Origin of the sequence: Pseudomonas sp. SBB6 (assembly GCF_024213215.1) — a bacterium.
Lineage (GTDB): Bacteria > Pseudomonadota > Gammaproteobacteria > Pseudomonadales > Pseudomonadaceae > Aquipseudomonas > Aquipseudomonas donghuensis.
This window is the reverse complement of sequence record NZ_JANAVH010000021.1, coordinates 1-21,557: the sequence shown is the minus strand read 5'-3', so window position 1 is coordinate 21,557 and position 21,557 is coordinate 1. Positions and strand designations below refer to the sequence as shown.

Here is a 21,557-nt window from a genome sequence, read left to right as displayed (position 1 = left end):
AGTCAACTGAAACTGTCCCCCCTAAAACGCCAAAGCCCCCGTTAAACGGGGGCTTTGGCTAGACATTTTACCGATTGTCTCTGGTCACCCAGCGCGGCTTAGAACGGAATGTCGTCATCGAAACTGTCGAAGTCCGGAGCCGGCTGCGGTGCGGCCTGCTGAGGCGCCGGGCGCTGTTGTGGCGCGGACTGCTGTGGACGCGGAGCCTGCTGGCGTGGCGCCTGGTTGTAGTTGTTGCCGCCTTGCGGGGCGCCGTCCTGGTTCTGTGGACGGCCGCCGAGCAGCTGCATGGTGCCCTGCATGTCGACGACGATTTCGGTGGTGTAACGCTTGATGCCGTCCTTTTCCCACTCACGGGTCTGCAGCTTGCCCTCGATGTAGACCTGCGAGCCTTTGCGCAGGTATTCACCGGCGATCTCGGCAACCTTGCCGAACATCGAAACGCGGTGCCATTCGGTACGCTCGACCTTCTGGCCGGTCTGCTTGTCGGTCCACTGCTCGCTGGTCGCCAGGCTCAGGTTGGTCACGGCGTTACCGTTGGGCAGGTAGCGGACTTCGGGATCCTGGCCGCAGGTACCGACCAGAATGACTTTGTTAACCCCACGGGCCATAACGTTCTCCTAGGCTTCGCACGCGGAGGAAGCCGGATTTACCAGGCGTTCCAGGGTCGTGCGATCCAAAATTTGTGTATCAAGTTTGATATAGATGGCGGCTTCATCGGCCACCACCACTGCGTCGGTCACACCCGGTACGGCCATCAGCCGCTCGGTCAGCCCCGCTTCCCGTACCGCCTCGGCCGATAACGGCATGCGCAGGCTGGTCACGTACGGCGGTTCACGCATGCTCAGCGCCACGACCCACCACAGGGCACACAACGCTGCGCAGCCAAGGAACACCGTGCTCAGGCCACCGTGCTGGAACAACCAGCCACCGAGAATTCCTCCCAGCGCGGCACCAAGGAACTGGCTGGTGGAATACACCCCCATGGCCGTGCCCTTGCCGCCGGCGGGCGACACCTTGCTTACCAGTGAAGGCAAGGATGCCTCCAGCAGGTTGAAGGCAGTAAAGAATATCACGGTGCCGATCACCAGTTCGCGCAAGTTGTCTGCCGACAGCCAGAAGAACAGCTCGGTGAGCATCAACACACTGACCGCGCCCAGCAGGACACGTTTCATCTTGCGCTTTTTTTCGCCGTAGATGATGAACGGGATCATTGCAAAGAATGAAATCAGCAAGGCGGTCAGGTACACCCACCAGTGCTCTTCCTTCGGTAGCCCGCCACGTTCGACAAGGGCCAGGGGCAAGGCGACGAAGCTGGCCATCAGGATCGCGTGCAGGACGAAGATGCCTACATCCAGGCGCAGCAGGTCCGGGTGACGCAAGGTCGGCCCCAGGGCCTGCTTGGCCACCCCCGACTCACGATGCTGCAACGCACCGTGTGACGCCGGCACCACGAAGGCAATCAGGGCGATACCGACCAGGGCCATGGCCGCAGTGGCCAGGAACAGCCCCGATAGACCGAAAGCGCGGGTCAGCAGCGGGCCGACGACCATGGCCACGGCGAACGACAGGCCGATGCTCATGCCAATCATGGCCATGGCCTTGGTCCGGTGCTGTTCGCGGGTCAAGTCAGAGAGCAAGGCCATGACCGCGGCAGAAATCGCCCCGGCACCTTGCAGGATGCGTCCGGCGATCACCCCCCAGATCGAGTCGGCCTGGGCCGCCAGCACGCTGCCCAGGGCAAAGATCACCAGGCCCAGGTAGATCACCGGGCGCCGACCGATGCGATCGGAGATCATCCCGAACGGAATCTGCAGGAAAGCCTGGGTCAGGCCGTAGGCGCCAATGGCCAGGCCGATCAGTGCCGGGGTGGCCCCCGCCAGGTCCATGCCATAGGTCGCCAGTACTGGCAGGACCATGAACATGCCCAGCATACGGAAGGCGAACACCAGGGCCAGGCCGCCTGCGGCGCGGGTCTCGCTGCCACTCATGCGTTCGCTGTGGGGATCGTGCATGGATAAACCTCGTGTGAACCGGCGGCGATTCTACCAGCCCCATCGCTTAACGGCATATACGCGACGCTTTGCCGCGTAATGGCCTGGAGCCGTATACTCAACCGTTTATGCCCGCCGAGCGAGGCCGCAGTGGACAAGATCCTGATTCGTGGGGCACGAACCCACAACCTGAAGAACATCGACCTGACCCTGCCCCGGGACAAGTTGATCGTCATCACCGGCCTGTCCGGTTCCGGCAAGTCGTCCCTGGCCTTCGATACCCTGTACGCCGAAGGCCAGCGCCGCTACGTCGAATCCCTGTCGGCCTATGCCCGGCAGTTCCTGTCGATGATGGAAAAGCCCGATGTCGACACCATCGAAGGGTTGTCACCGGCAATTTCCATCGAGCAGAAGTCGACCTCGCACAACCCGCGTTCGACCGTCGGCACCATCACCGAGATCTACGACTACCTGCGCCTGCTCTACGCCCGCGTCGGTACCCCGCGCTGCCCGGACCACGACATCCCGCTGGAAGCGCAGACCGTCAGCCAGATGGTCGACCTGGTGCTGGCCCAACCCGAAGGCAGCAAACTGATGCTGCTGGCACCGGTGATTCGCGAGCGCAAGGGTGAACACCTGGCGGTCTTCGAAGAACTGCGCGCCCAGGGCTTTGTCCGTGCACGGGTCAACGGCAAGCTGTTCGAGCTCGATGAGCTGCCGAAGCTGGACAAGCAGAAAAAGCACAACATCGAAGTGGTGGTCGACCGTTTCAAGGTTCGCGAGGACCTGCAGCAGCGCCTGGCCGAATCCTTCGAAACCGCGCTGAAGCTGGCCGACGGCATTGCCTTGGTCGCATCAATGGATGACGAGCCGTTCGAAGAGATGATCTTCTCCGCCCGCTTCGCCTGCCCGATCTGCGGCCATGCGATCAGCGAGCTGGAACCCAAGCTGTTCTCCTTCAACAACCCGGCCGGTGCCTGCCCGACCTGCGACGGCCTGGGGGTCAAGCAGTTCTTTGACACCAAGCGCCTGGTCAACGGCGAGCTGACCCTGGCCGAAGGCGCGATTCGCGGCTGGGACCGGCGCAACGTCTATTACTTCCAGATGCTCGGCTCGCTGGCCGCGCATTATGACTTCAGCCTCGAAATCCCCTTCGGCGAACTGCCGGCGGAGCAGCAGAAGGTCATCCTCCACGGCAGCGGTAAACAGAACGTCGACTTCAAGTACCTCAATGACCGAGGCGACATCGTCAAGCGCTCGCACCCGTTCGAAGGCATCGTACCGAACCTGGAGCGCCGCTACCGCGAGACCGAATCGGCGACCGTGCGTGAGGAGCTGGCCAAGTTCCTCAGCACCCAGCCCTGCCCGGATTGCCGCGGCACCCGTCTGCGTCGTGAAGCACGGCACGTGTGGGTCGGCGAGAAGACGCTGCCGGCCGTCACCTGCCTGCCGATCGGCGATGCCAGCGGCTATTTCGGCGGCCTGAAGCTGACCGGCCGACGTGGCGAAATTGCCGACAAGATTCTCAAGGAAATCTGCGAGCGCCTGCAGTTCCTGGTCAACGTCGGCCTCGACTACCTGACCCTCGACCGCAGCGCCGACACCCTCTCGGGCGGTGAAGCCCAGCGTATCCGCCTGGCCAGCCAGATCGGCGCCGGGTTGGTGGGGGTGATGTACATCCTCGACGAGCCATCCATCGGCCTGCACCAGCGCGACAACGACCGCCTGCTCGGCACCCTCAATCACCTGCGCGACATCGGCAACACGGTGATCGTGGTCGAGCACGACGAGGACGCCATTCGCCTGGCCGACTACGTGGTGGACATCGGCCCGGGTGCTGGCGTGCATGGCGGCCAGATCGTCGCCGAAGGTACCCCCGCCGAGGTGATGGCCCATCCTGATTCGCTGACCGGCAAATACCTGTCGGGGCGGGTCAAGATTGCCGTACCGGCCAAGCGTACTGCGCGTAACAAGAAGCTCTCGCTCAAGCTCAAAGGCGCACGCGGCAACAACCTGCAGAACGTCGACCTGGAAATTCCGATCGGCCTGCTGACTTGCGTAACTGGCGTGTCCGGTTCGGGCAAGTCGACGTTGATCAACAACACCCTGTTCCCGCTCAGCGCCACCGCGCTCAACGGTGCCAGCACCCTGGAAGCGGCGCCGCACGACAGCTGCGACGGCCTGCAGCACCTGGACAAGGTGGTCGACATCGACCAGAGCCCGATCGGCCGTACCCCGCGCTCGAACCCGGCGACCTATACCGGTTTGTTCACGCCGATCCGCGAACTGTTCTCAGGCGTACCGGAATCGCGCTCGCGTGGTTACGGCCCGGGGCGCTTCTCGTTCAACGTCAAGGGCGGGCGCTGCGAGGCATGCCAGGGTGATGGCCTGATCAAGGTCGAGATGCACTTCCTGCCGGATATCTACGTGCCTTGCGATGTGTGCAAGAGCAAGCGCTACAACCGCGAAACCCTGGAAATCAAGTACAAGGGCAAGAACATCCACGAGGTCCTGGAAATGACCATCGAGGAAGCGCGCGAGTTCTTCGACGCGGTACCGGCGCTGGCGCGCAAGCTGCAGACGCTGATGGATGTCGGCCTGTCGTACATCAAGCTCGGGCAGTCAGCGACCACCCTGTCCGGTGGCGAGGCGCAGCGGGTCAAGCTGTCACGCGAGCTGTCCAAGCGCGATACCGGCAAGACCCTGTACATCCTCGACGAGCCGACCACCGGCCTGCACTTCGCCGACATCCAGCAGTTGCTCGATGTACTGCACCGTCTGCGCGATCATGGCAACACCGTGGTGGTGATCGAGCACAACCTGGACGTGATCAAGACCGCCGACTGGATCGTCGACCTTGGCCCCGAGGGTGGCTCCAAGGGCGGGCAGATCATCGGCTTTGGTACGCCGGAAGACGTGGCCGAGATGAAGCAGTCGTACACCGGCTACTACCTCAAGCCGCTGCTGGAACGTGACCGCGCCTGATGTAGGCGCGTTAGCAAAAGAAAAAGCCCCGCACTGGCGGGGCTTTTTTTGTTCGGGAAAATTACATCTGCGATTGCAGGTAGTTTTCCAGGCCGATCGACTTGATCAGGCCCTGCTGCTTTTCCAGCCAGTAGGTGTGATCTTCTTCGGTATCGGCCAGCTGCACGCGCAGGATGTCGCGGCTGATGTAGTCCTTGTGCAGTTCGCACAGCTCGATGCCTTTGCACAGCGCAGCGCGCACCTTGTATTCCAAGCGCAGGTCGGCGGCGATCATGTCCGGCACGGTGGTGCCGACGTCAAGGTCGTCAGGACGCATGCGCGGGGTACCTTCAAGCATGAGGATACGACGGATCAGGGCGTCGGCGTGTTGCGCTTCTTCTTCCATTTCGTGGTTGATGCGCTCGTAGAGCTTGCTCAGGCCCCAATCTTCGTACATCCGCGAGTGGATGAAATATTGGTCACGTGCCGCCAGTTCGCCCGTCAGCAACGTGTTGAGATAATCGATTACGTCCGGGTGACCTTGCATCGCCCTGCCTCTCCCTGTGTGAAAGGTATAGTTTGAACCAGGATGACCGGAAGGTCACTGAGAATCGGGCATAAAAGTGCAAAAAAGTGGGTAAACAGTAGTGATATTCATTGAAAAACCGCCCAAATGAGGGCGGTTCTTTTTATCACTTCGACTTAGGCGAGATTCAGGCCCAACGCCTTGGCAACCCCTTCGCCATAGGCCGGATCGGCCTTGAAGAAGTGTTGCAGCTGACGCTGAACCACGTCTTCAGACACCCCGGCCATGGCGCCGGCGATGTTACTGATCAGCAGGGCCTTCTGCTGGGGATTCATCAGTCGGAACAACGCGCCGGCGTGACTGTAGTAGTCGGTGTCTTCGCGGTGATCGTAACGATCGGCAACACCGTTCAGGGCCAGTGGCGGCTCAGCGTACTGAGGCGCCTGCTTCGGCGCATTGGCGTAGCTGTTCGGCTCGTAGTTCGGTGCCGCACCGCCGTTGCTGCCAAACGCCATCGAACCATCACGCTGGTAGCTGTTCACCGGGCTGCGCGGGGCGTTGACCGGCAGTTGCTGGTGGTTGGTACCGACACGGTAGCGATGCGCATCTGCGTAGGCGAATACGCGCCCCTGGAGCATGCGGTCTGGCGACAGGCCAACACCCGGCACCATGTTGCTCGGGCCGAACGCGGCCTGCTCGACTTCGGCAAAGTAGTTCAGTGGGTTGCGGTTGAGTTCCAGCTCGCCAATCTCGATCAGCGGGTAGTCCTTCTGCGACCAGGTCTTGGTCACGTCAAACGGGTTCTCGTCGCGGCTGGCCGCTTCTTCTTCGCTCATCACCTGGATGCACACAGCCCATTTCGGGAAGTCGCCGCGCTCAATGGCTTCGAACAGGTCGCGCTGGGCGTAGTCCGGGTCGGTGCCGGCCAGGCGCGCGGCCTCGGCAGGTGCCAGGTTCTTGATGCCCTGCTTGGTCTTGAAGTGCCATTTGACCCAGGTACGCTGGCCCTGAGCATTGATCAGGCTATAGGTGTGACTGCCGAAACCGTGCATGTGCCGGTAGCCGTCCGGAATCCCGCGGTCGGAGAACAGGATGGTGACCTGGTGCAATGCCTCGGGCGAATGCGACCAGAAGTCCCACATCATCTGCGCGCTTTTCAGGTTGCTTTGCGGCAGGCGCTTCTGGGTGTGGATGAAGTCGGGGAATTTCAGCGGATCACGGATGAAAAACACCGGAGTGTTGTTGCCAACGATGTCCCAGTTGCCTTCCTCGGTGTAGAACTTCAGGGCGAAACCACGTGGGTCACGCTCGGTATCGGCCGAACCACGCTCGCCACCGACCGTGGAGAAGCGCAGGAAGGTCTCGGTCTGCTTGCCAACGTTGCTGAACAGCTTGGCGCAGCTGTACGGGGTGATATCGCGGGTGACGGTGAAGGTGCCATAGGCACCCGAGCCTTTGGCGTGTACGCGGCGCTCAGGGATGTTCTCGCGGTTGAAGTGCGCGAGCTTTTCGATCAGGTGGAAGTCATCCAGCAACAACGGGCCACGCGGGCCTGCCGAACGCGAATTCTGGTTGTCGGCCACCGGCGCGCCGCTGGCGGTGGTCAGTATTTTGTTCTGGCTCATGCTCTCTCTCCCTATCGGTCTTGAACGGCCGGCTAATCGGCGTGGGATGAGTATTGACCACAACTATGACAGCAACAAATTCATTAACTGACTCACATCAATAGATTATTACAATACATGTAGACACAAAAAACCGGGCACTAGGCCCGGCTTCTTGTTACAGACTGTTCGCCTTACTCAGCAGCTTCTACCGAGCCACCGACAGGACGATCAACCAGCTCGACGTACGCCATAGGTGCGTTATCGCCAGCGCGGAAACCGCACTTGAGGATACGCAGGTAGCCGCCCTGACGGGTGGCATAGCGCTTGCCCAGATCGTTGAACAGCTTACCGACGATTTCTTTCGAACGGGTACGGTCGAAAGCCAGACGACGGTTAGCAACGCTGTCTTCCTTGGCCAGGGTGATCAGCGGCTCGGCAACGCGGCGCAGTTCCTTGGCTTTTGGCAGAGTAGTTTTGATCAGCTCGTGCTCGAACAGCGACACCGCCATGTTTTGGAACATGGCCTTACGGTGAGAGCTGGTACGGCTCAGGTGACGTCCACTTTTACGATGACGCATGGGTTCATTCCTTACCAAACACTACGTTCGGTGATTACGACGATCAGGCAGTCGCCTTGTCGTCCTTCTTAAGACTTGCAGGCGGCCAGTTGTCGAGGCGCATGCCGAGGGACAGACCACGGGAGGCCAGAACGTCCTTGATTTCGGTCAAGGATTTCTTGCCCAGGTTCGGAGTCTTCAACAGTTCTACTTCGGTACGCTGAATCAGGTCGCCGATGTAGTAAATGTTCTCCGCCTTAAGGCAGTTGGCCGAACGTACGGTCAATTCCAGATCGTCAACCGGACGAAGCAGGATCGGATCGATCTCGTCTTCCTGTTCGACTACCACTGGTTCACTGTCACCTTTGAGGTCGACGAACGCAGCCAGCTGCTGTTGCAGGATGGTTGCAGCACGACGGATGGCCTCTTCAGGATCCAGGGTACCGTTGGTTTCCAGATCAATTACCAGCTTGTCCAGGTTGGTGCGCTGCTCGACACGGGCGTTTTCCACCACGTAGGCGATACGGCGAACCGGGCTGAACGAAGAGTCGAGCTGCAAGCGACCAATGCTGCGGCTTTCGTCTTCATCGCTCTGACGCGAATCGGCCGGCTCATAACCACGACCACGAGCTACGGTGAGCTTCATGTTCAAGGCGCCGTTGGACGCCAGGTTAGCGATTACGTGATCGGGGTTAACGATCTCGACATCATGATCCAGCTGAATATCGGCAGCGGTAACCACCCCCGAACCCTTCTTCGACAAGGTCAGCGTAACTTCGTCACGACCGTGCAGTTTGATAGCCAGGCCTTTCAGGTTCAACAGGATTTCAATGACGTCTTCCTGTACACCTTCGATTGCCGAGTACTCATGGAGTACACCGTCAATCTCGGCCTCGACTACTGCACAGCCAGGCATGGAGGACAACAGGATGCGGCGCAGCGCGTTGCCCAGGGTATGGCCAAAGCCACGCTCGAGAGGCTCGAGCGTGATTTTAGCGCGGGTTGGACTGACGACCTGCACATCGATGTGGCGGGGCGTCAGGAACTCATTTACCGAAATCTGCATGGATGCACCTATTTTCTAGCCCTTACTTGGAGTAGAGCTCGACAATCAGGCTTTCGTTGATGTCGGCGGACAGGTCGCTGCGAGCAGGAACGTTCTTGAAAACGCCCGACTTCTTAGCAGCATCCACATCTACCCACTCAACGCGGCCACGCTGGGCGCACAGTTCAAGGGCTTGAACAATGCGCAGCTGGTTCAGCGACTTCTCGCGAACCGCGACCACGTCACCCGGACGAACTTGGTAGGACGGAACGTTTACAGTCTTGCCGTTTACGCTGATCGCTTTGTGCGAAACCAGCTGACGGGATTCGGCACGAGTAGCGCCAAAGCCCATACGATAAACGACGTTATCCAGACGGCACTCGAGCAGTTGCAGCAGGTTCTCACCAGTAGCGCCCTTCTTGGAGGCCGCTTGCTTGTAGTAACCGCTGAATTGACGCTCGAGAACGCCGTAGATACGACGAACTTTTTGTTTCTCACGCAGCTGGGTGCCGTAGTCGGACTGACGACCGCGGCGCTGACCGTGGATACCTGGGGCTGCTTCGATGTTGCACTTCGATTCCAGAGCGCGAACGCCGCTCTTCAGGAACAGATCAGTGCCTTCACGACGAGACAGTTTGCATTTTGGACCAATGTAACGTGCCATTTATCTGTCTCCTGATTACACGCGGCGCTTCTTCGGCGGACGGCACCCGTTATGCGGGATTGGCGTCACGTCGGTGATGCTGGCGATCTTATAGCCACAGCCGTTCAGAGCACGAACAGCGGACTCACGACCTGGACCTGGACCCTTGACGTTGACGTCGAGGTTCTTCAGACCATATTCCAGCGCAGCTTGACCAGCACGTTCAGCAGCTACCTGAGCAGCGAACGGGGTGGACTTGCGGGAACCGCGGAAACCCGAACCGCCGGAGGTAGCCCAGGACAGAGCGTTACCTTGACGATCGGTGATGGTCACGATGGTGTTGTTAAAAGACGCATGGATGTGGGCGATGCCATCAACCACTGTCTTTTTGACTTTTTTACGAGGACGAGCAGCAGGTTTTGCCATTTCTAAATTCCTGTCGATTCGCTGGTGCGATTACTTGCGGATCGGCTTACGCGGGCCCTTACGGGTACGCGCGTTGGTCTTGGTACGCTGACCGCGTACTGGCAGACCCCGACGATGACGCAGGCCGCGGTAGCAACCCAGGTCCATCAACCGCTTGATTTTCATGTTGATGTCACGGCGCAGATCACCTTCGGTGATGTACTTCGCGACTTCAGTACGCAGCGATTCAACCTGCTCGTCGCTCAGATCCTTGATCTTAGCGGCTGGGTTGACCCCAGTCTCTGCACAGATTTTCTGTGCAGTAGTGCGACCAACACCATAGATGTAGGTCAGCGAGATAACAGTGTGCTTGTTATCTGGAATGTTGACGCCTGCAATACGGGCCATTCAGTGGGACTCCAATTGACAGCTACCTACGCCCCGGAAGCCAAGAAATAGGGCGCGAGATAATATCGCTGTAGAAACAAATAATCAACCCAGCAGCGCACTAGCTGCTGGGTTTGAAGCTCAGATCACACTCAGCCTTGGCGCTGCTTGTGACGTGGTTCCGCACTGCAAATTACTCGAACGACACCTTCGCGGCGAATAATTTTGCAGTTACGGCACAGCTTTTTCACCGATGCACGAACTTTCATCACCAACTCCTCGAACCTTAAGGGTCAATCAGCGCAGCAGACCGCTGCCACCGTAGCCTTTCAGGTTGGCTTTCTTCATCAGGGATTCGTACTGGTGCGAAACGAGGTGCGATTGTACTTGGGACATGAAGTCCATCACAACCACTACCACAATCAGCAACGAGGTCCCGCCAAGGTAGAACGGAACGTTTGCCGCGACCACCAGGAACTGGGGAAGCAGACACACGGCCGTCATATAAAGAGCACCGAACATGGTCAAGCGGGTCAGAACGCCATCAATGTAGCGCGCCGACTGCTCGCCCGGACGGATACCCGGAATAAAGGCACCGGACTTCTTCAGGTTTTCCGCTACGTCTTTCGGATTGAACATCAACGCCGTATAGAAGAAGCAGAAGAAAATAATCCCTGCACTAAACAGCAGAATATTCAACGGCTGACCAGGAGCGATCGACTGCGAGATGTCCTGCAACCAGCCCATACCTTCGGACTGACCGAACCAGGCACCCAGCGAAGCCGGGAACAGCAAGATGCTGCTCGCGAAAATGGCAGGGATTACACCCGCCATGTTCACTTTCAACGGCAAGTGGCTGGTCTGCGCAGCGAAGACCTTGCGGCCCTGCTGACGCTTGGCGTAGTGAACGGCGATACGACGCTGACCACGCTCAATGAACACCACGAAACCGATAATCGCTACTGCCAGCAAACCGATTGCGACCAGGGCGAAAATGTTGATATCGCCTGTGCGTGCAGACTCGAAAGACTGCCCGATTGCTCTCGGAAGACCGGCGACGATACCTGCGAAAATCAACATCGAGATACCGTTGCCTACACCGCGCTCGGTGATCTGCTCGCCCAGCCACATCATGAACATCGCGCCGGCCACGAACGTGGACACCGCAACGAAATGGAAGCCAAAGTCAGCAGAAAACGCCACGCCCTGACCGGCCAGGCCAATGGACATGCCAATGGCCTGGACCAGCGCCAGGATAACGGTGCCGTAGCGGGTGTACTGGCTGATCTTGCGACGGCCAGCTTCACCTTCCTTCTTCAACTGCTCCAGCTGCGGGCTCACGGCGGTCATCAGCTGCATGATGATCGATGCCGAAATGTACGGCATGATCCCCAGTGCAAAGATGCTCATCCGTTCCAGCGCGCCGCCGGAAAACATGTTGAACAAGCTAAGAATGGTCCCCTCATTCTGTCGAAACAGTTCCGCCAGCCGGTCCGGGTTGATACCTGGAACTGGGATGTGTGCGCCTATCCGGTAGACGATGATCGCCAGGAACAGAAAACGCAGACGAGCCCAGAGTTCAGACATCCCGCCTTTGCCGAGCGAAGAGAGAGCACCTTGCTTAGCCATTTATTCCTCGAACTTGCCGCCAGCTGCTTCGATAGCCGCACGCGCACCTTTGGTGGCTGCGATACCCTTGATGGTGACCGCGCGAGTAACTTCGCCGGACAGCATGATTTTCACACGCTGTACGTTTTGGTTAATCACGTTGGCATCCTTCAGGGATTGCACGGTGACAACGTCGCCTTCCACTTTGGCCAGCTCGGACAGACGCACTTCTGCGCGGTCCATGGCTTTCAGGGAAACGAAGCCGAACTTCGGCAGGCGACGGTGCAGCGGCTGTTGACCGCCTTCAAAGCCTGGAGCAATGGTGCCACCGGAACGGGAGGTTTGACCTTTGTGGCCACGGCCACCAGTCTTACCCAAACCGCTACCGATACCACGGCCCGGACGATGCTTCTCGCGACGGGAACCCGGCGCTGGACTCAGATCATTGAGTTTCATCGATTAACCCTCGACGCGCAGCATGTAGTAAGCCTTGTTGATCATCCCGCGATTCTCGGGAGTATCCAGGACTTCTACAGTGTGACCGATGCGGCGCAGACCCAGACCCTTAACACACAGTTTGTGGTTAGGGAGACGGCCGGCGGTGCTTTTGATCAGCGTTACTTTAACGGTAGCCATGATCAGCGGATCTCCTCAACGCTCTTGCCGCGCTTGGCAGCAATGGACTCAGGAGATTGCATAGCTTTCAGACCCTTGAAAGTGGCATGAACCACGTTCACTGGGTTGGTCGAGCCGTAGCACTTGGCCAGGACGTTCTGAACGCCAGCAACTTCCAGGACGGCACGCATTGCGCCACCGGCGATGATACCGGTACCTTCCGAGGCAGGCTGCATGTACACCTTCGACGCGCCATGGGCGGACTTGGTGGCGTACTGCAGAGTAGTGCCGTTCAGGTCTACCTGAATCATGTTGCGACGAGCAGCTTCCATGGCTTTCTGGATCGCAGCAGGTACTTCGCGCGACTTGCCACGGCCGAAGCCAACACGACCTTTACCATCACCTACCACGGTCAACGCGGTGAAAGTGAAGATACGGCCGCCTTTAACGGTTTTAGCAACGCGGTTAACTTGAACCAGCTTCTCGATGTAGCCTTCGTCGCGCTTTTGATCGTTATTTGCCATAACTTAGAACTCCAGCCCGCCTTCACGAGCAGCATCAGCCAGCGCTTTGACGCGGCCATGGTACTTGAAGCCGGAACGGTCAAAGGCAACTTGAGATACACCGGCGGCTTTCGCGCGCTCAGCTACCAGCTTGCCAACCTTAGTGGCCGCGTCGATGTTGCCGGTGGCACCATCACGCAGTTCTTTGTCCAAGGTCGAGGCACTGGCCAGAACCTTGCTGCCGTCGGCCGAAATGACCTGGGCGTAGATGTGCTGCGAGGAGCGGAACACGCAGAGACGCACGACTTCGAGTTCGTGCATTTTCAGGCGTGCTTTGCGAGCGCGACGCAGTCGAGTAACTTTTTTGTCGGTCATTTGCTAGGCCCTACTTCTTCTTGGCTTCTTTACGACGGACGACTTCGTCCGCGTAACGCACACCCTTGCCTTTGTACGGCTCTGGTGGACGGAAGTCGCGGATTTCAGCGGCCACCTGACCTACCAGCTGCTTGTCGATACCCTTGATCAGGATATCGGTCTGGCTTGGGGTCTCTGCGGTGATACCGGCCGGCAGTTCGTAATCCACTGGATGCGAGAAGCCGAGTGCCAGGTTCAGCACGGTGCCTTTGGCTTGTGCTTTGTAACCAACACCGACCAGCTGGAGCTTGCGCTCGAAGCCTTGGCTTACGCCCTGGACCATGTTGTTCACCAGGGCGCGGGTAGTACCGGCCATAGCGCGAGTTTGTTGATCGCCATTGCGAGCAGCGAAACGCAGCTCACCAGCTTCTTCAACAATTTCAACCGACGAGTGAACGTTCAGTTCGAGAGTGCCCTTGGCACCCTTCACCGAAAGCTGTTGGCCGACGAATTTGACTTCGACACCGGCTGGCAGCTTAACGGGGTTCTTAGCGACGCGAGACATGCTTATCCCCCCTTAGAACACTGTGCAGAGAACTTCGCCGCCGACACCGGCAGCGCGCGCAGCACGATCAGTCATCACACCTTTGTTGGTGGAGACGATAGACACGCCCAGACCGCCACGTACTTTCGGCAGTTCTTCGACGGACTTGTACTGACGCAGGCCTGGACGACTTACGCGCTTGACTTCCTCGATGACCGGACGGCCTTCGAAGTATTTCAGCTCGATGGAAAGCGATGGTTTTACTTCGCTGCTGACTTGGTAGCCAGCGATGTAACCTTCATCTTTCAGAACTTTGGCTACCGCAACCTTCAGAGTCGACGAAGGCATGCTTACGACGGACTTTTCAGCCATCTGGGCATTACGGATGCGAGTTAGCATGTCCGCTAACGGGTCCTGCATACTCATGGGCTAGACGCTCCTGATACAAGAAAAATTAGCCTCTCGGCTACTACAGACCCCTGAAATCGCCGGGCATAAAAACCCGGGCTCAGGAGAGCCGGTCATTCTAGACAGTTCCCAGAAACGAAACAAGCCCCAGAAGGGGCTTGTTTCGTTGCAAGGTCACCGGTGGTCGGAAGATTGCTCCCCCGCCACCTGGACGCTGCCGGTACGTCTTACCAGCTGGCTTTAACCAGACCTGGAACGTCACCGCGCATTGCTGCTTCACGCAGCTTGTTACGGCCGAGGCCGAACTTGCGGTAAACGCCGTGTGGACGACCGGTGATGCGGCAACGGTTACGCAGGCGCGAAGCGCTGGCGTCACGTGGTTGCTTCTGCAGAGCTACGACAGCGGCAAAACGCTCTTCTGGAGTTGCTTCCAGGTTGACGATGGTCGCTTTCAGCTCGGCACGCTTCTTGGCGTACTTGGCAACAGTGAGCTGACGCTTCAGCTCACGGTTTTTCATGCTCTTCTTGGCCATTTTCCTACTCCAATCAGTTGCGGAACGGGAATTTGAAAGCACGCATCAGAGCGCGGCCTTCGTCATCGTTCTTGGCAGTGGTGGTCAGGGTAATGTCCAGACCGCGCAGAGCATCGATCTTGTCGTAGTCGATTTCCGGGAAGATGATCTGCTCTTTCACGCCCATGCTGTAGTTACCACGACCATCGAAGGACTTGGCATTCAGGCCGCGGAAGTCGCGAACCCGAGGCAGGGAGATCGCCAGCAGGCGGTCCAGGAATTCGTACATACGATCACGGCGCAGAGTAACTTTAACGCCGATCGGCCAGCCCTCACGGACTTTGAAGCCCGCGATGGATTTCCGAGCGAAAGTCACAACGGCTTTCTGACCGGTGATCTTCTCCAGGTCAGCAACAGCGTGCTCGATGACTTTTTTGTCGCCGACAGCTTCGCCCAGACCCATGTTCAGGGTGATCTTGGTAACGCGCGGAACTTCCATCACGTTCGCCAGCTTAAGTTCTTCCTTAAGCTTGGGAGCAATCTCGTTCCGGTAAATCTCTTTCAGTCGTGCCATGGTCTTCTACCTAGCAGTGTTCAAGCATCAACCGCTTTTTGGGTCGACTTGAAGACACGAATTTTTTTGCCGTCTTCTACTTTGAAACCAACGCGGTCAGCCTTGTTGGTTTCGCCGTTGAAAATGGCGACGTTGGAAGCGTGCAGTGGCGCTTCTTTCTCGACGATACCGCCCTGTACGCCCGACATCGGGTTAGGCTTGGTATGACGCTTCACCAGGTTGATCCCACCAACGACCAGACGGTCGTCAGCGAGAACCTTGAGCACCTTACCGCGCTTACCTTTGTCTTTGCCGGCGATCACGATGATCTCGTCGTCACGACGAATCTTTTGCATGTCGGATCTCCTTACAGCACTTCTGGGGCGAGCGAGACGATCTTCATGAACTTCTCAGTACGAAGTTCACGGGTCACTGGCCCAAAGATACGGGTGCCGATCGGCTCTTGCTTGTTGTTCAGCAGAACAGCAGCATTGCCATCAAAGCGGATGATGGAGCCGTCAGCGCGACGGACACCGTGGCGAGTGCGGACTACAACAGCAGTCATCACTTGGCCTTTCTTCACTTTACCGCGAGGAATTGCTTCCTTGACGGTTACCTTGATGATGTCACCGATGCCGGCGTAACGGCGGTGCGAACCGCCGAGAACCTTGATGCACATGACGCGACGAGCGCCGCTGTTATCGGCCACATCGAGCATGGATTGAGTCTGAATCATAAAATTTCTCCGACCCTTAGCCCTTAGACTTCAACAGCGCGTTCGAGAACTTCAACCAGTGCCCAGGACTTGGTCTTGGCCAGCGGACGGGTCTCGCGGATGGAGACCTTGTCGCCGATATGGCACTGGTTGGTTTCGTCGTGCGCGTGCAGCTTAGTCGAACGCTTAACGTATTTACCGTAGATCGGGTGCTTTACGCGACGCTCGATCAGTACGGTGATGGTTTTGTCCATCTTGTCGCTGACGACACGGCCAGTCAGCGTACGGACGGTTTTTTCAGCTTCAGCCATGATCACTTACCTGCCTGCTGGTTGAGCACAGTTTTCACGCGAGCGATGTCACGCTTAACTTGCGAGAGCAGGTGCGACTGCCCCAACTGGCCAGTTGCTTTCTGCATACGCAGATTGAACTGGTCGCGCAGCAAGCCGAGCAGTTGCTCGTTCAGCTGCTGTGCTGATTTTTCACGAAGTTCATTCGCTTTCATCACATCACCGTCCGCTTAACAAAGGAGGTGGCGAGAGGCAGCTTTGCAGCCGCCAAGGCGAAAGCCTCACGCGCCAGCTCTTCAGAAACACCCTCGATCTCGTACAGGACTTTGCCTGGCTGGATCTGGGCAACCCAGTATTCCACGGAACCTTTACCTTTACCCATCCGCACTTCGAGAGGCTTCTTGGAGATCGGCTTGTCCGGGAACACACGGATCCAGATTTTACCGCCACGTTTTACGTGACGGGTCAGAGCACGACGTGCCGACTCAATCTGGCGGGCGGTGAGACGACCGCGAGCAACAGCTTTCAGAGCAAATTCGCCGAAGCTGACTTTGCTACCGCGCAGTGCCAGACCACGGTTGTGGCCAGTCATCTGCTTGCGGAATTTTGTACGCTTTGGTTGCAACATTTGGCGTACCCCTTACTTAGCAGCTTTTTTACGAGGCGCTGGTGCTTGTGGTTTCAGTTCTTCTTGGCGACCACCAATTACTTCGCCTTTGAAAATCCAAACCTTCACACCGATCACACCGTAAGTGGTGTGAGCTTCGTAGGTGGCATAGTCGATATCGGCACGCAGGGTGTGCAGTGGCACACGACCTTCGCGATACCATTCAGTACGTGCGATTTCAGCACCGCCGAGACGACCGCTCACTTGGATCTTGATGCCTTTGGCACCAATGCGCATGGCGTTCTGTACGGCGCGCTTCATGGCGCGACGGAACATCACACGACGCTCCAGCTGCTGAGCTACGCTCTGAGCTACCAGCATACCGTCGAGTTCCGGCTTGCGGATCTCTTCGATGTTGATGTGCACAGGCACACCCATTTGCTTGGTCAGGTCCTGACGCAGTTTCTCAACATCTTCACCTTTCTTCCCGATAACGATACCTGGACGAGCGGTGTGGATGGTGATGCGTGCAGTTTGGGCCGGACGATGGATATCGATACGGCTAACGGACGCGCTTTTTAGTTTGTCTTGGAGGTACTCACGCACATTCAGATCTGCGAGCAAATAGTCCGCATAAGTCCGACCGTCTGCGTACCAGACGGAGGTGTGCTCCTTGACGATTCCCAGGCGAATGCCAGTGGGATGTACTTTCTGACCCATCTGATCGACTCCGTTACTTGTCCGCAACCTTGACAGTGATATGGCAAGACCGCTTGACGATGCGATCAGCGCGGCCTTTGGCACGCGGCATGATGCGCTTCAGCGAACGCCCTTCGTTGACGAAAACGGTGGAGACCTTCAGGTCATCAACGTCTGCGCCTTCGTTATGCTCGGCGTTGGCTACGGCCGACTCGAGGACTTTCTTCATGATTTCAGCAGCTTTCTTGCTGCTGAAAGCCAACAGGTTGAGCGCTTCGCCCACCTTCTTCCCGCGGATCTGGTCGGCGACCAAGCGGGCTTTCTGGGCGGAGATTCGAGCGCCCGACAACTTAGCGGCTACTTCCATTTCCTTACCCCTTAACGCTTGGCTTTCTTGTCAGCCACGTGCCCACGATAAGTGCGGGTACCGGCAAACTCGCCCAGTTTATGGCCGACCATGTCTTCGTTCACGAGAACTGGGACGTGTTGGCGACCGTTGTGTACCGCGATGGTCAGACCGACCATTTGTGGCAGGATCATGGAACGGCGCGACCAGGTCTTAACTGGTTTGCGATCGTTCTTTTCCGCCGCCACTTCGATCTTCTTCAGTAGGTGAAGATCGATAAAAGGACCTTTTTTCAGAGAACGTGGCACTGTCGTATCCCTCTATTTACTTGCGACGACGGACGATCATGTTGTCGGTACGCTTATTACCACGAGTCTTCGCGCCCTTAGTCGGGAAGCCCCATGGCGATACCGGATGACGACCACCGGAGGTACGACCTTCACCACCACCATGTGGGTGGTCAACCGGGTTCATGGCAACACCACGAACGGTTGGGCGAACGCCACGCCAGCGTTTGGCACCAGCTTTACCCAGCGAACGCAGGCTGTGCTCGGAGTTCGAGACTTCACCCAGGGTCGCACGGCATTCAGCCAGGACTTTACGCATTTCACCAGAGCGCAGACGCAGGGTCACATAGACACCTTCGCGAGCGATCAGCTGAGCCGAAGCACCAGCGGAACGAGCGATCTGTGCACCTTTGCCCGGCTTCAGTTCGATGCCGTGAATGGTGCTACCCACTGGGATGTTGCGCAGTTGCAGGGAGTTGCCTGGCTTGATTGGAGCCAGAGCGCCTGCGATCAGCTGGTCGCCAGCAGCAACGCCTTTAGGGGCGATGATGTAGCGGCGCTCGCCGTCTGCGTAGCACAGCAGTGCGATGTGAGCAGTACGGTTTGGATCGTATTCGATACGCTCGACAGTGGCGACGATGCCATCTTTGTCGTTGCGACGGAAATCGACCATACGGTAATGCTGCTTATGACCACCACCTACGTGACGAGTAGTGATGCGGCCATTGTTGTTACGACCACCAGACTTCGATTTCTTCTCGAGCAGCGGTGCGTGAGGAGCGCCTTTATGCAGCTCCTTGTTGACCACCTTGACCACGAAACGGCGGCCAGGGGAAGTCGGTTTGCATTTAACGATTGCCATGATGCACCCCTTCCTTACTCAGCACTGCTGCTGAAATCGAGATCTTGGCCTGGCTGAAGCGAAACGATCGCTTTCTTCCAGTCATTGCGCTTGCCCAGACCACGTGCGGTACGCTTGGTTTTACCCAGAACGTTTACAGTCGACACGTTTTCGACTTTTACGCCGAACAGGCCTTCGACAGCTTTCTTGATTTCCAGCTTGGTTGCGTCAGTAGCAACCTTGAATACGAACTGGCCTTTTTTCTCAGCCAGAACGGTAGCCTTCTCGGAAACATGCGGGCCAAGGAGGACTTTAAATACGCGTTCCTGGTTCATCCCAGCAGCTCCTCGAATTTCTTCACGGCCGACACAGTGATCAACACTTTGTCGTATGCGATCAGACTGACCGGATCGGAACCCTGGACGTCACGTACGTCGACGTGCGGCAGGTTACGAGCAGCCAGGTACAGGTTCTGATCAACAGCGTCCGAAACGATCAGTACGTCGCTCAGACCCATGCCGTTCAGCTTGTTCAGCAGGTCTTTGGTTTTCGGTGCTTCAACAGCGAAGTCCTGAACCACGACCAGACGGTCGGTACGCACCAGCTCAGCGAGGATGGAACGCATTGCTGCGCGGTACATCTTCTTGTTGAGCTTCTGCGAGTGATCCTGAGGACGAGCTGCGAAAGTGGTACCACCGCCACGCCAGATTGGGCTACGGATAGTACCGGCACGAGCACGGCCAGTGCCTTTCTGACGCCATGGGCGCTTACCGCCACCAGCAACGTCGGAACGGGTTTTCTGCTGCTTGGTGCCTTGACGGCCGCCGGCCATATAGGCCACGACTGCTTGGTGTACCAGCGTCTCGTTGAATTCGCCGCCGAAAGTCAGTTCGGAAACTTCGATCGCTTGAGCGTCATTTACATTTAGTTGCATGTCAGCTTCCCCTTAACCGCGAGCCTTGGCAGCCGGACGCACAACCAGATCGCTGCCAGTTGCGCCTGGAACGGCACCCTTGACCAGCAACAGATTGCGTTCAGCGTCGACGCGCACTACTTCGAGGGACTGAACGGTCACGCGCTCGGCGCCCATGTGACCGGACATTTTCTTGCCCTTGAATACACGACCAGGAGTCTGGCACTGGCCGATAGAGCCCGGGACGCGGTGGGAGACGGAGTTACCGTGGGTGTTATCTTGACCGCGGAAATTCCAACGCTTGATGGTACCGGCAAAGCCTTTACCCTTGGACTGGCCGGTAACGTCTACCAGCTGACCTGCAGCGAAGATTTCAGCGTTGATCGAATCACCGGCCTGGAACTCACCTTCTTCAAGGCGGAATTCCCAGACACCGCGACCCGCGGCAACGTTCGCCTTGGCGAAGTGACCAGCTTGAGCAGCAGTCACACGCGAAGCGCGACGCTCACCGACAGTGACTTGCACTGCACGATAGCCATCGGTTTCTTCAGTTTTGAACTGGGTGACGCGATTCGGCTCGATCTCAATGACCGTGACCGGAATGGAGACACCTTCTTCGGTGAAAATACGGGTCATACCGCATTTACGACCGACTACACCAATAGTCATGTTGTAAACCTCATGAGTGTACGGGGCTTTCACCCGCTATGGCCGCCCATTTCAGAGCGTTACACGACTAAGACCGTGTCTTAGCCGAGGCTGATCTGCACTTCCACACCGGCCGCAAGATCAAGCTTCATAAGAGCATCAACGGTTTTATCCGTTGGCTGGACGATGTCCAGAACGCGCTTATGAGTACGGATCTCGTACTGGTCACGCGCGTCTTTGTTGACGTGCGGAGAGACCAGAACGGTGAACCGCTCTTTACGGGTAGGCAGTGGAATTGGACCACGCACTTGAGCACCAGTACGTTTCGCGGTTTCCACGATTTCCTGGGTGGATTGGTCGATCAGGCGATGGTCAAAAGCCTTCAACCTGATACGGATTTGCTGATTTTGCATTGGATTTCAGACTCCAGGCTGCTATTCCCACCGGGCGCACTACGCCCGTTAAAAGGAGGCGTGATTCTATAGAGGGCCCCACTGAGTGTCAACCCAATAAAAAAGCCCCCGCTGAGCGGGGGCCTTTTTAAGCGATCAACGATTACTCGATGATTTTGGCTACGACGCCGGCGCCGACGGTACGACCGCCTTCACGGATAGCGAAACGCAGACCGTCTTCCATCGCGATGGTCTTGATCAGGGTAACAGTCATTTGAATGTTGTCACCTGGCATTACCATTTCAACGCCTTCTGGCAGCTCGCAGTTACCAGTCACGTCAGTAGTACGGAAGTAGAACTGTGGACGGTAGCCTTTGAAGAACGGAGTATGACGGCCGCCTTCTTCTTTGCTCAGAACGTAAACTTCTGCGGTGAACTTGGTGTGCGGCTTGACCGAACCTGGCTTGACCAGAACCTGGCCACGCTCAACGTCGTCACGCTTGGTGCCGCGCAGCAGCACGCCGCAGTTCTCGCCAGCACGACCTTCGTCCAGCAGCTTGCGGAACATCTCAACACCGGTGCAGGTGGTGGTGG

34 protein-coding genes are annotated in these 21,557 nt (G+C 57.7%); 1 reads left to right on the top strand and 33 read right to left on the bottom strand.

Annotation, left to right across the window (positions count from 1 at the left end; translation table 11 throughout):
• Positions 1 to 98: 98 nt before the first annotated feature.
• Positions 99 to 611 carry a single-stranded DNA-binding protein gene (locus NLX68_RS25965; RefSeq protein WP_045200019.1) on the bottom strand — a complete coding sequence of 171 codons (513 nt, stop codon included), beginning with the start codon at positions 609 to 611 and terminating at the stop codon, positions 99 to 101.
• Between the two features lie 9 nt (positions 612 to 620).
• Positions 621 to 2,015, bottom strand: coding sequence for an MFS transporter (locus tag NLX68_RS25960; RefSeq protein WP_254286378.1), 1,395 nt, complete (start codon positions 2,013 to 2,015; stop codon positions 621 to 623).
• A gap of 129 nt (positions 2,016 to 2,144) precedes the next feature.
• On the opposite strand from NLX68_RS25960, the gene uvrA reads away from it, so the two are divergent.
• Complete coding sequence (gene uvrA / locus NLX68_RS25955) at positions 2,145 to 4,979, top strand: excinuclease ABC subunit UvrA (RefSeq protein WP_254286377.1); 2,835 nt, start codon at positions 2,145 to 2,147, stop codon at positions 4,977 to 4,979.
• A 61-nt stretch (positions 4,980 to 5,040) separates the two neighbouring features.
• On the opposite strand, the gene bfr is transcribed toward uvrA, so the two are convergent.
• From bfr to NLX68_RS25800, 31 genes are all read right to left on the bottom strand, one after another.
• The gene (gene bfr / locus NLX68_RS25950; RefSeq protein WP_254286376.1) at positions 5,041 to 5,505 is read right to left on the bottom strand and encodes a bacterioferritin; all 465 of its coding nucleotides are present in this window, start codon (positions 5,503 to 5,505) and stop codon (positions 5,041 to 5,043) included.
• A 155-nt stretch (positions 5,506 to 5,660) separates the two neighbouring features.
• The gene (locus tag NLX68_RS25945; protein ID WP_254286375.1) at positions 5,661 to 7,109 is read right to left on the bottom strand and encodes a catalase; all 1,449 of its coding nucleotides are present in this window, start codon (positions 7,107 to 7,109) and stop codon (positions 5,661 to 5,663) included.
• A 173-nt stretch (positions 7,110 to 7,282) separates the two neighbouring features.
• A complete protein-coding gene (gene rplQ, locus NLX68_RS25940; RefSeq protein ID WP_002555463.1) occupies positions 7,283 to 7,669 on the bottom strand; it encodes a 50S ribosomal protein L17 in 387 nt (128 codons plus the stop codon).
• Positions 7,670 to 7,712: 43 nt separating this feature from the next.
• A complete protein-coding gene (rpoA, locus tag NLX68_RS25935) occupies positions 7,713 to 8,714 on the bottom strand; it encodes a DNA-directed RNA polymerase subunit alpha (RefSeq protein ID WP_003186012.1) in 1,002 nt (333 codons plus the stop codon).
• Positions 8,715 to 8,736: 22 nt separating this feature from the next.
• Complete coding sequence (gene rpsD / locus NLX68_RS25930) at positions 8,737 to 9,357, bottom strand: 30S ribosomal protein S4 (RefSeq protein WP_010220321.1); 621 nt, start codon at positions 9,355 to 9,357, stop codon at positions 8,737 to 8,739.
• Positions 9,358 to 9,372: 15 nt separating this feature from the next.
• Entirely contained in the window at positions 9,373 to 9,762 is a 390-nt protein-coding gene (gene rpsK, locus NLX68_RS25925; RefSeq protein ID WP_002555466.1) for a 30S ribosomal protein S11, read from the bottom strand.
• Positions 9,763 to 9,792: 30 nt separating this feature from the next.
• On the bottom strand, positions 9,793 to 10,149 hold the full coding sequence (gene rpsM, locus NLX68_RS25920; protein ID WP_010220320.1) for a 30S ribosomal protein S13: 357 nt from the start codon (positions 10,147 to 10,149) through the stop codon (positions 9,793 to 9,795).
• Between the two features lie 131 nt (positions 10,150 to 10,280).
• A complete protein-coding gene (gene rpmJ, locus NLX68_RS25915; protein WP_002555468.1) occupies positions 10,281 to 10,397 on the bottom strand; it encodes a 50S ribosomal protein L36 in 117 nt (38 codons plus the stop codon).
• Positions 10,398 to 10,425: 28 nt separating this feature from the next.
• Positions 10,426 to 11,757: a preprotein translocase subunit SecY gene (gene secY, locus NLX68_RS25910; protein ID WP_010220319.1), complete on the bottom strand. Its 1,332-nt coding sequence runs from the start codon at positions 11,755 to 11,757 to the stop codon at positions 10,426 to 10,428.
• Entirely contained in the window at positions 11,758 to 12,192 is a 435-nt protein-coding gene (gene rplO / locus NLX68_RS25905; RefSeq protein ID WP_010220318.1) for a 50S ribosomal protein L15, read from the bottom strand.
• A gap of 3 nt (positions 12,193 to 12,195) precedes the next feature.
• Positions 12,196 to 12,372, bottom strand: a complete 177-nt coding sequence (gene rpmD / locus NLX68_RS25900) for a 50S ribosomal protein L30 (RefSeq protein ID WP_010220317.1) — start codon at positions 12,370 to 12,372, stop codon at positions 12,196 to 12,198.
• A 2-nt stretch (positions 12,373 to 12,374) separates the two neighbouring features.
• Entirely contained in the window at positions 12,375 to 12,875 is a 501-nt protein-coding gene (rpsE, locus tag NLX68_RS25895) for a 30S ribosomal protein S5 (protein WP_010220316.1), read from the bottom strand.
• A gap of 3 nt (positions 12,876 to 12,878) precedes the next feature.
• Positions 12,879 to 13,229 carry a 50S ribosomal protein L18 gene (rplR, locus tag NLX68_RS25890; RefSeq protein ID WP_009397496.1) on the bottom strand — a complete coding sequence of 117 codons (351 nt, stop codon included), beginning with the start codon at positions 13,227 to 13,229 and terminating at the stop codon, positions 12,879 to 12,881.
• 10 nt (positions 13,230 to 13,239) lie between these two features.
• Positions 13,240 to 13,773 carry a 50S ribosomal protein L6 gene (gene rplF, locus NLX68_RS25885; RefSeq protein WP_010220314.1) on the bottom strand — a complete coding sequence of 178 codons (534 nt, stop codon included), beginning with the start codon at positions 13,771 to 13,773 and terminating at the stop codon, positions 13,240 to 13,242.
• Positions 13,774 to 13,785: 12 nt separating this feature from the next.
• Positions 13,786 to 14,178 (bottom strand): 30S ribosomal protein S8, encoded by a 393-nt coding sequence (rpsH, locus tag NLX68_RS25880; RefSeq protein WP_010220313.1) that lies wholly within the window; start codon positions 14,176 to 14,178, stop codon positions 13,786 to 13,788.
• Between the two features lie 209 nt (positions 14,179 to 14,387).
• On the bottom strand, positions 14,388 to 14,693 hold the full coding sequence (gene rpsN, locus NLX68_RS25875; protein WP_010220312.1) for a 30S ribosomal protein S14: 306 nt from the start codon (positions 14,691 to 14,693) through the stop codon (positions 14,388 to 14,390).
• Between the two features lie 13 nt (positions 14,694 to 14,706).
• Entirely contained in the window at positions 14,707 to 15,246 is a 540-nt protein-coding gene (rplE, locus tag NLX68_RS25870; protein WP_010220311.1) for a 50S ribosomal protein L5, read from the bottom strand.
• A gap of 20 nt (positions 15,247 to 15,266) precedes the next feature.
• Entirely contained in the window at positions 15,267 to 15,581 is a 315-nt protein-coding gene (rplX, locus tag NLX68_RS25865; protein ID WP_009397501.1) for a 50S ribosomal protein L24, read from the bottom strand.
• An 11-nt stretch (positions 15,582 to 15,592) separates the two neighbouring features.
• Complete coding sequence (gene rplN, locus NLX68_RS25860) at positions 15,593 to 15,961, bottom strand: 50S ribosomal protein L14 (RefSeq protein ID WP_002555479.1); 369 nt, start codon at positions 15,959 to 15,961, stop codon at positions 15,593 to 15,595.
• Between the two features lie 23 nt (positions 15,962 to 15,984).
• Positions 15,985 to 16,251, bottom strand: coding sequence for a 30S ribosomal protein S17 (gene rpsQ, locus NLX68_RS25855; RefSeq protein WP_008374160.1), 267 nt, complete (start codon positions 16,249 to 16,251; stop codon positions 15,985 to 15,987).
• 2 nt (positions 16,252 to 16,253) lie between these two features.
• Positions 16,254 to 16,445, bottom strand: coding sequence for a 50S ribosomal protein L29 (gene rpmC / locus NLX68_RS25850; protein WP_002555481.1), 192 nt, complete (start codon positions 16,443 to 16,445; stop codon positions 16,254 to 16,256).
• On the bottom strand, positions 16,445 to 16,858 hold the full coding sequence (rplP, locus tag NLX68_RS25845) for a 50S ribosomal protein L16 (protein ID WP_003255479.1): 414 nt from the start codon (positions 16,856 to 16,858) through the stop codon (positions 16,445 to 16,447). Before rplP ends, rpmC begins: the two co-directional genes overlap by 1 nt.
• Before the next feature lie 12 nt (positions 16,859 to 16,870).
• Entirely contained in the window at positions 16,871 to 17,557 is a 687-nt protein-coding gene (gene rpsC, locus NLX68_RS25840) for a 30S ribosomal protein S3 (protein ID WP_010220308.1), read from the bottom strand.
• Positions 17,558 to 17,570: 13 nt separating this feature from the next.
• Complete coding sequence (gene rplV, locus NLX68_RS25835; RefSeq protein WP_003103908.1) at positions 17,571 to 17,903, bottom strand: 50S ribosomal protein L22; 333 nt, start codon at positions 17,901 to 17,903, stop codon at positions 17,571 to 17,573.
• 11 nt (positions 17,904 to 17,914) lie between these two features.
• A complete protein-coding gene (gene rpsS / locus NLX68_RS25830; protein ID WP_002555486.1) occupies positions 17,915 to 18,190 on the bottom strand; it encodes a 30S ribosomal protein S19 in 276 nt (91 codons plus the stop codon).
• A 16-nt stretch (positions 18,191 to 18,206) separates the two neighbouring features.
• A complete protein-coding gene (gene rplB, locus NLX68_RS25825; RefSeq protein WP_038606161.1) occupies positions 18,207 to 19,031 on the bottom strand; it encodes a 50S ribosomal protein L2 in 825 nt (274 codons plus the stop codon).
• Positions 19,032 to 19,045: 14 nt separating this feature from the next.
• Entirely contained in the window at positions 19,046 to 19,345 is a 300-nt protein-coding gene (gene rplW, locus NLX68_RS25820) for a 50S ribosomal protein L23 (RefSeq protein ID WP_010220306.1), read from the bottom strand.
• Positions 19,342 to 19,944, bottom strand: coding sequence for a 50S ribosomal protein L4 (gene rplD / locus NLX68_RS25815; RefSeq protein WP_010220305.1), 603 nt, complete (start codon positions 19,942 to 19,944; stop codon positions 19,342 to 19,344). The genes rplW and rplD overlap by 4 nt, the downstream gene beginning before the upstream one ends.
• Positions 19,945 to 19,956: 12 nt before the next feature.
• The gene (rplC, locus tag NLX68_RS25810) at positions 19,957 to 20,592 is read right to left on the bottom strand and encodes a 50S ribosomal protein L3 (protein WP_010220304.1); all 636 of its coding nucleotides are present in this window, start codon (positions 20,590 to 20,592) and stop codon (positions 19,957 to 19,959) included.
• Between the two features lie 80 nt (positions 20,593 to 20,672).
• Complete coding sequence (gene rpsJ, locus NLX68_RS25805; protein ID WP_003186070.1) at positions 20,673 to 20,984, bottom strand: 30S ribosomal protein S10; 312 nt, start codon at positions 20,982 to 20,984, stop codon at positions 20,673 to 20,675.
• A 142-nt stretch (positions 20,985 to 21,126) separates the two neighbouring features.
• Positions 21,127 to 21,557 (bottom strand): EF-Tu/IF-2/RF-3 family GTPase (locus NLX68_RS25800; RefSeq protein ID WP_254286374.1); only part of this gene is annotated, 431 nt, incomplete at its 5' end.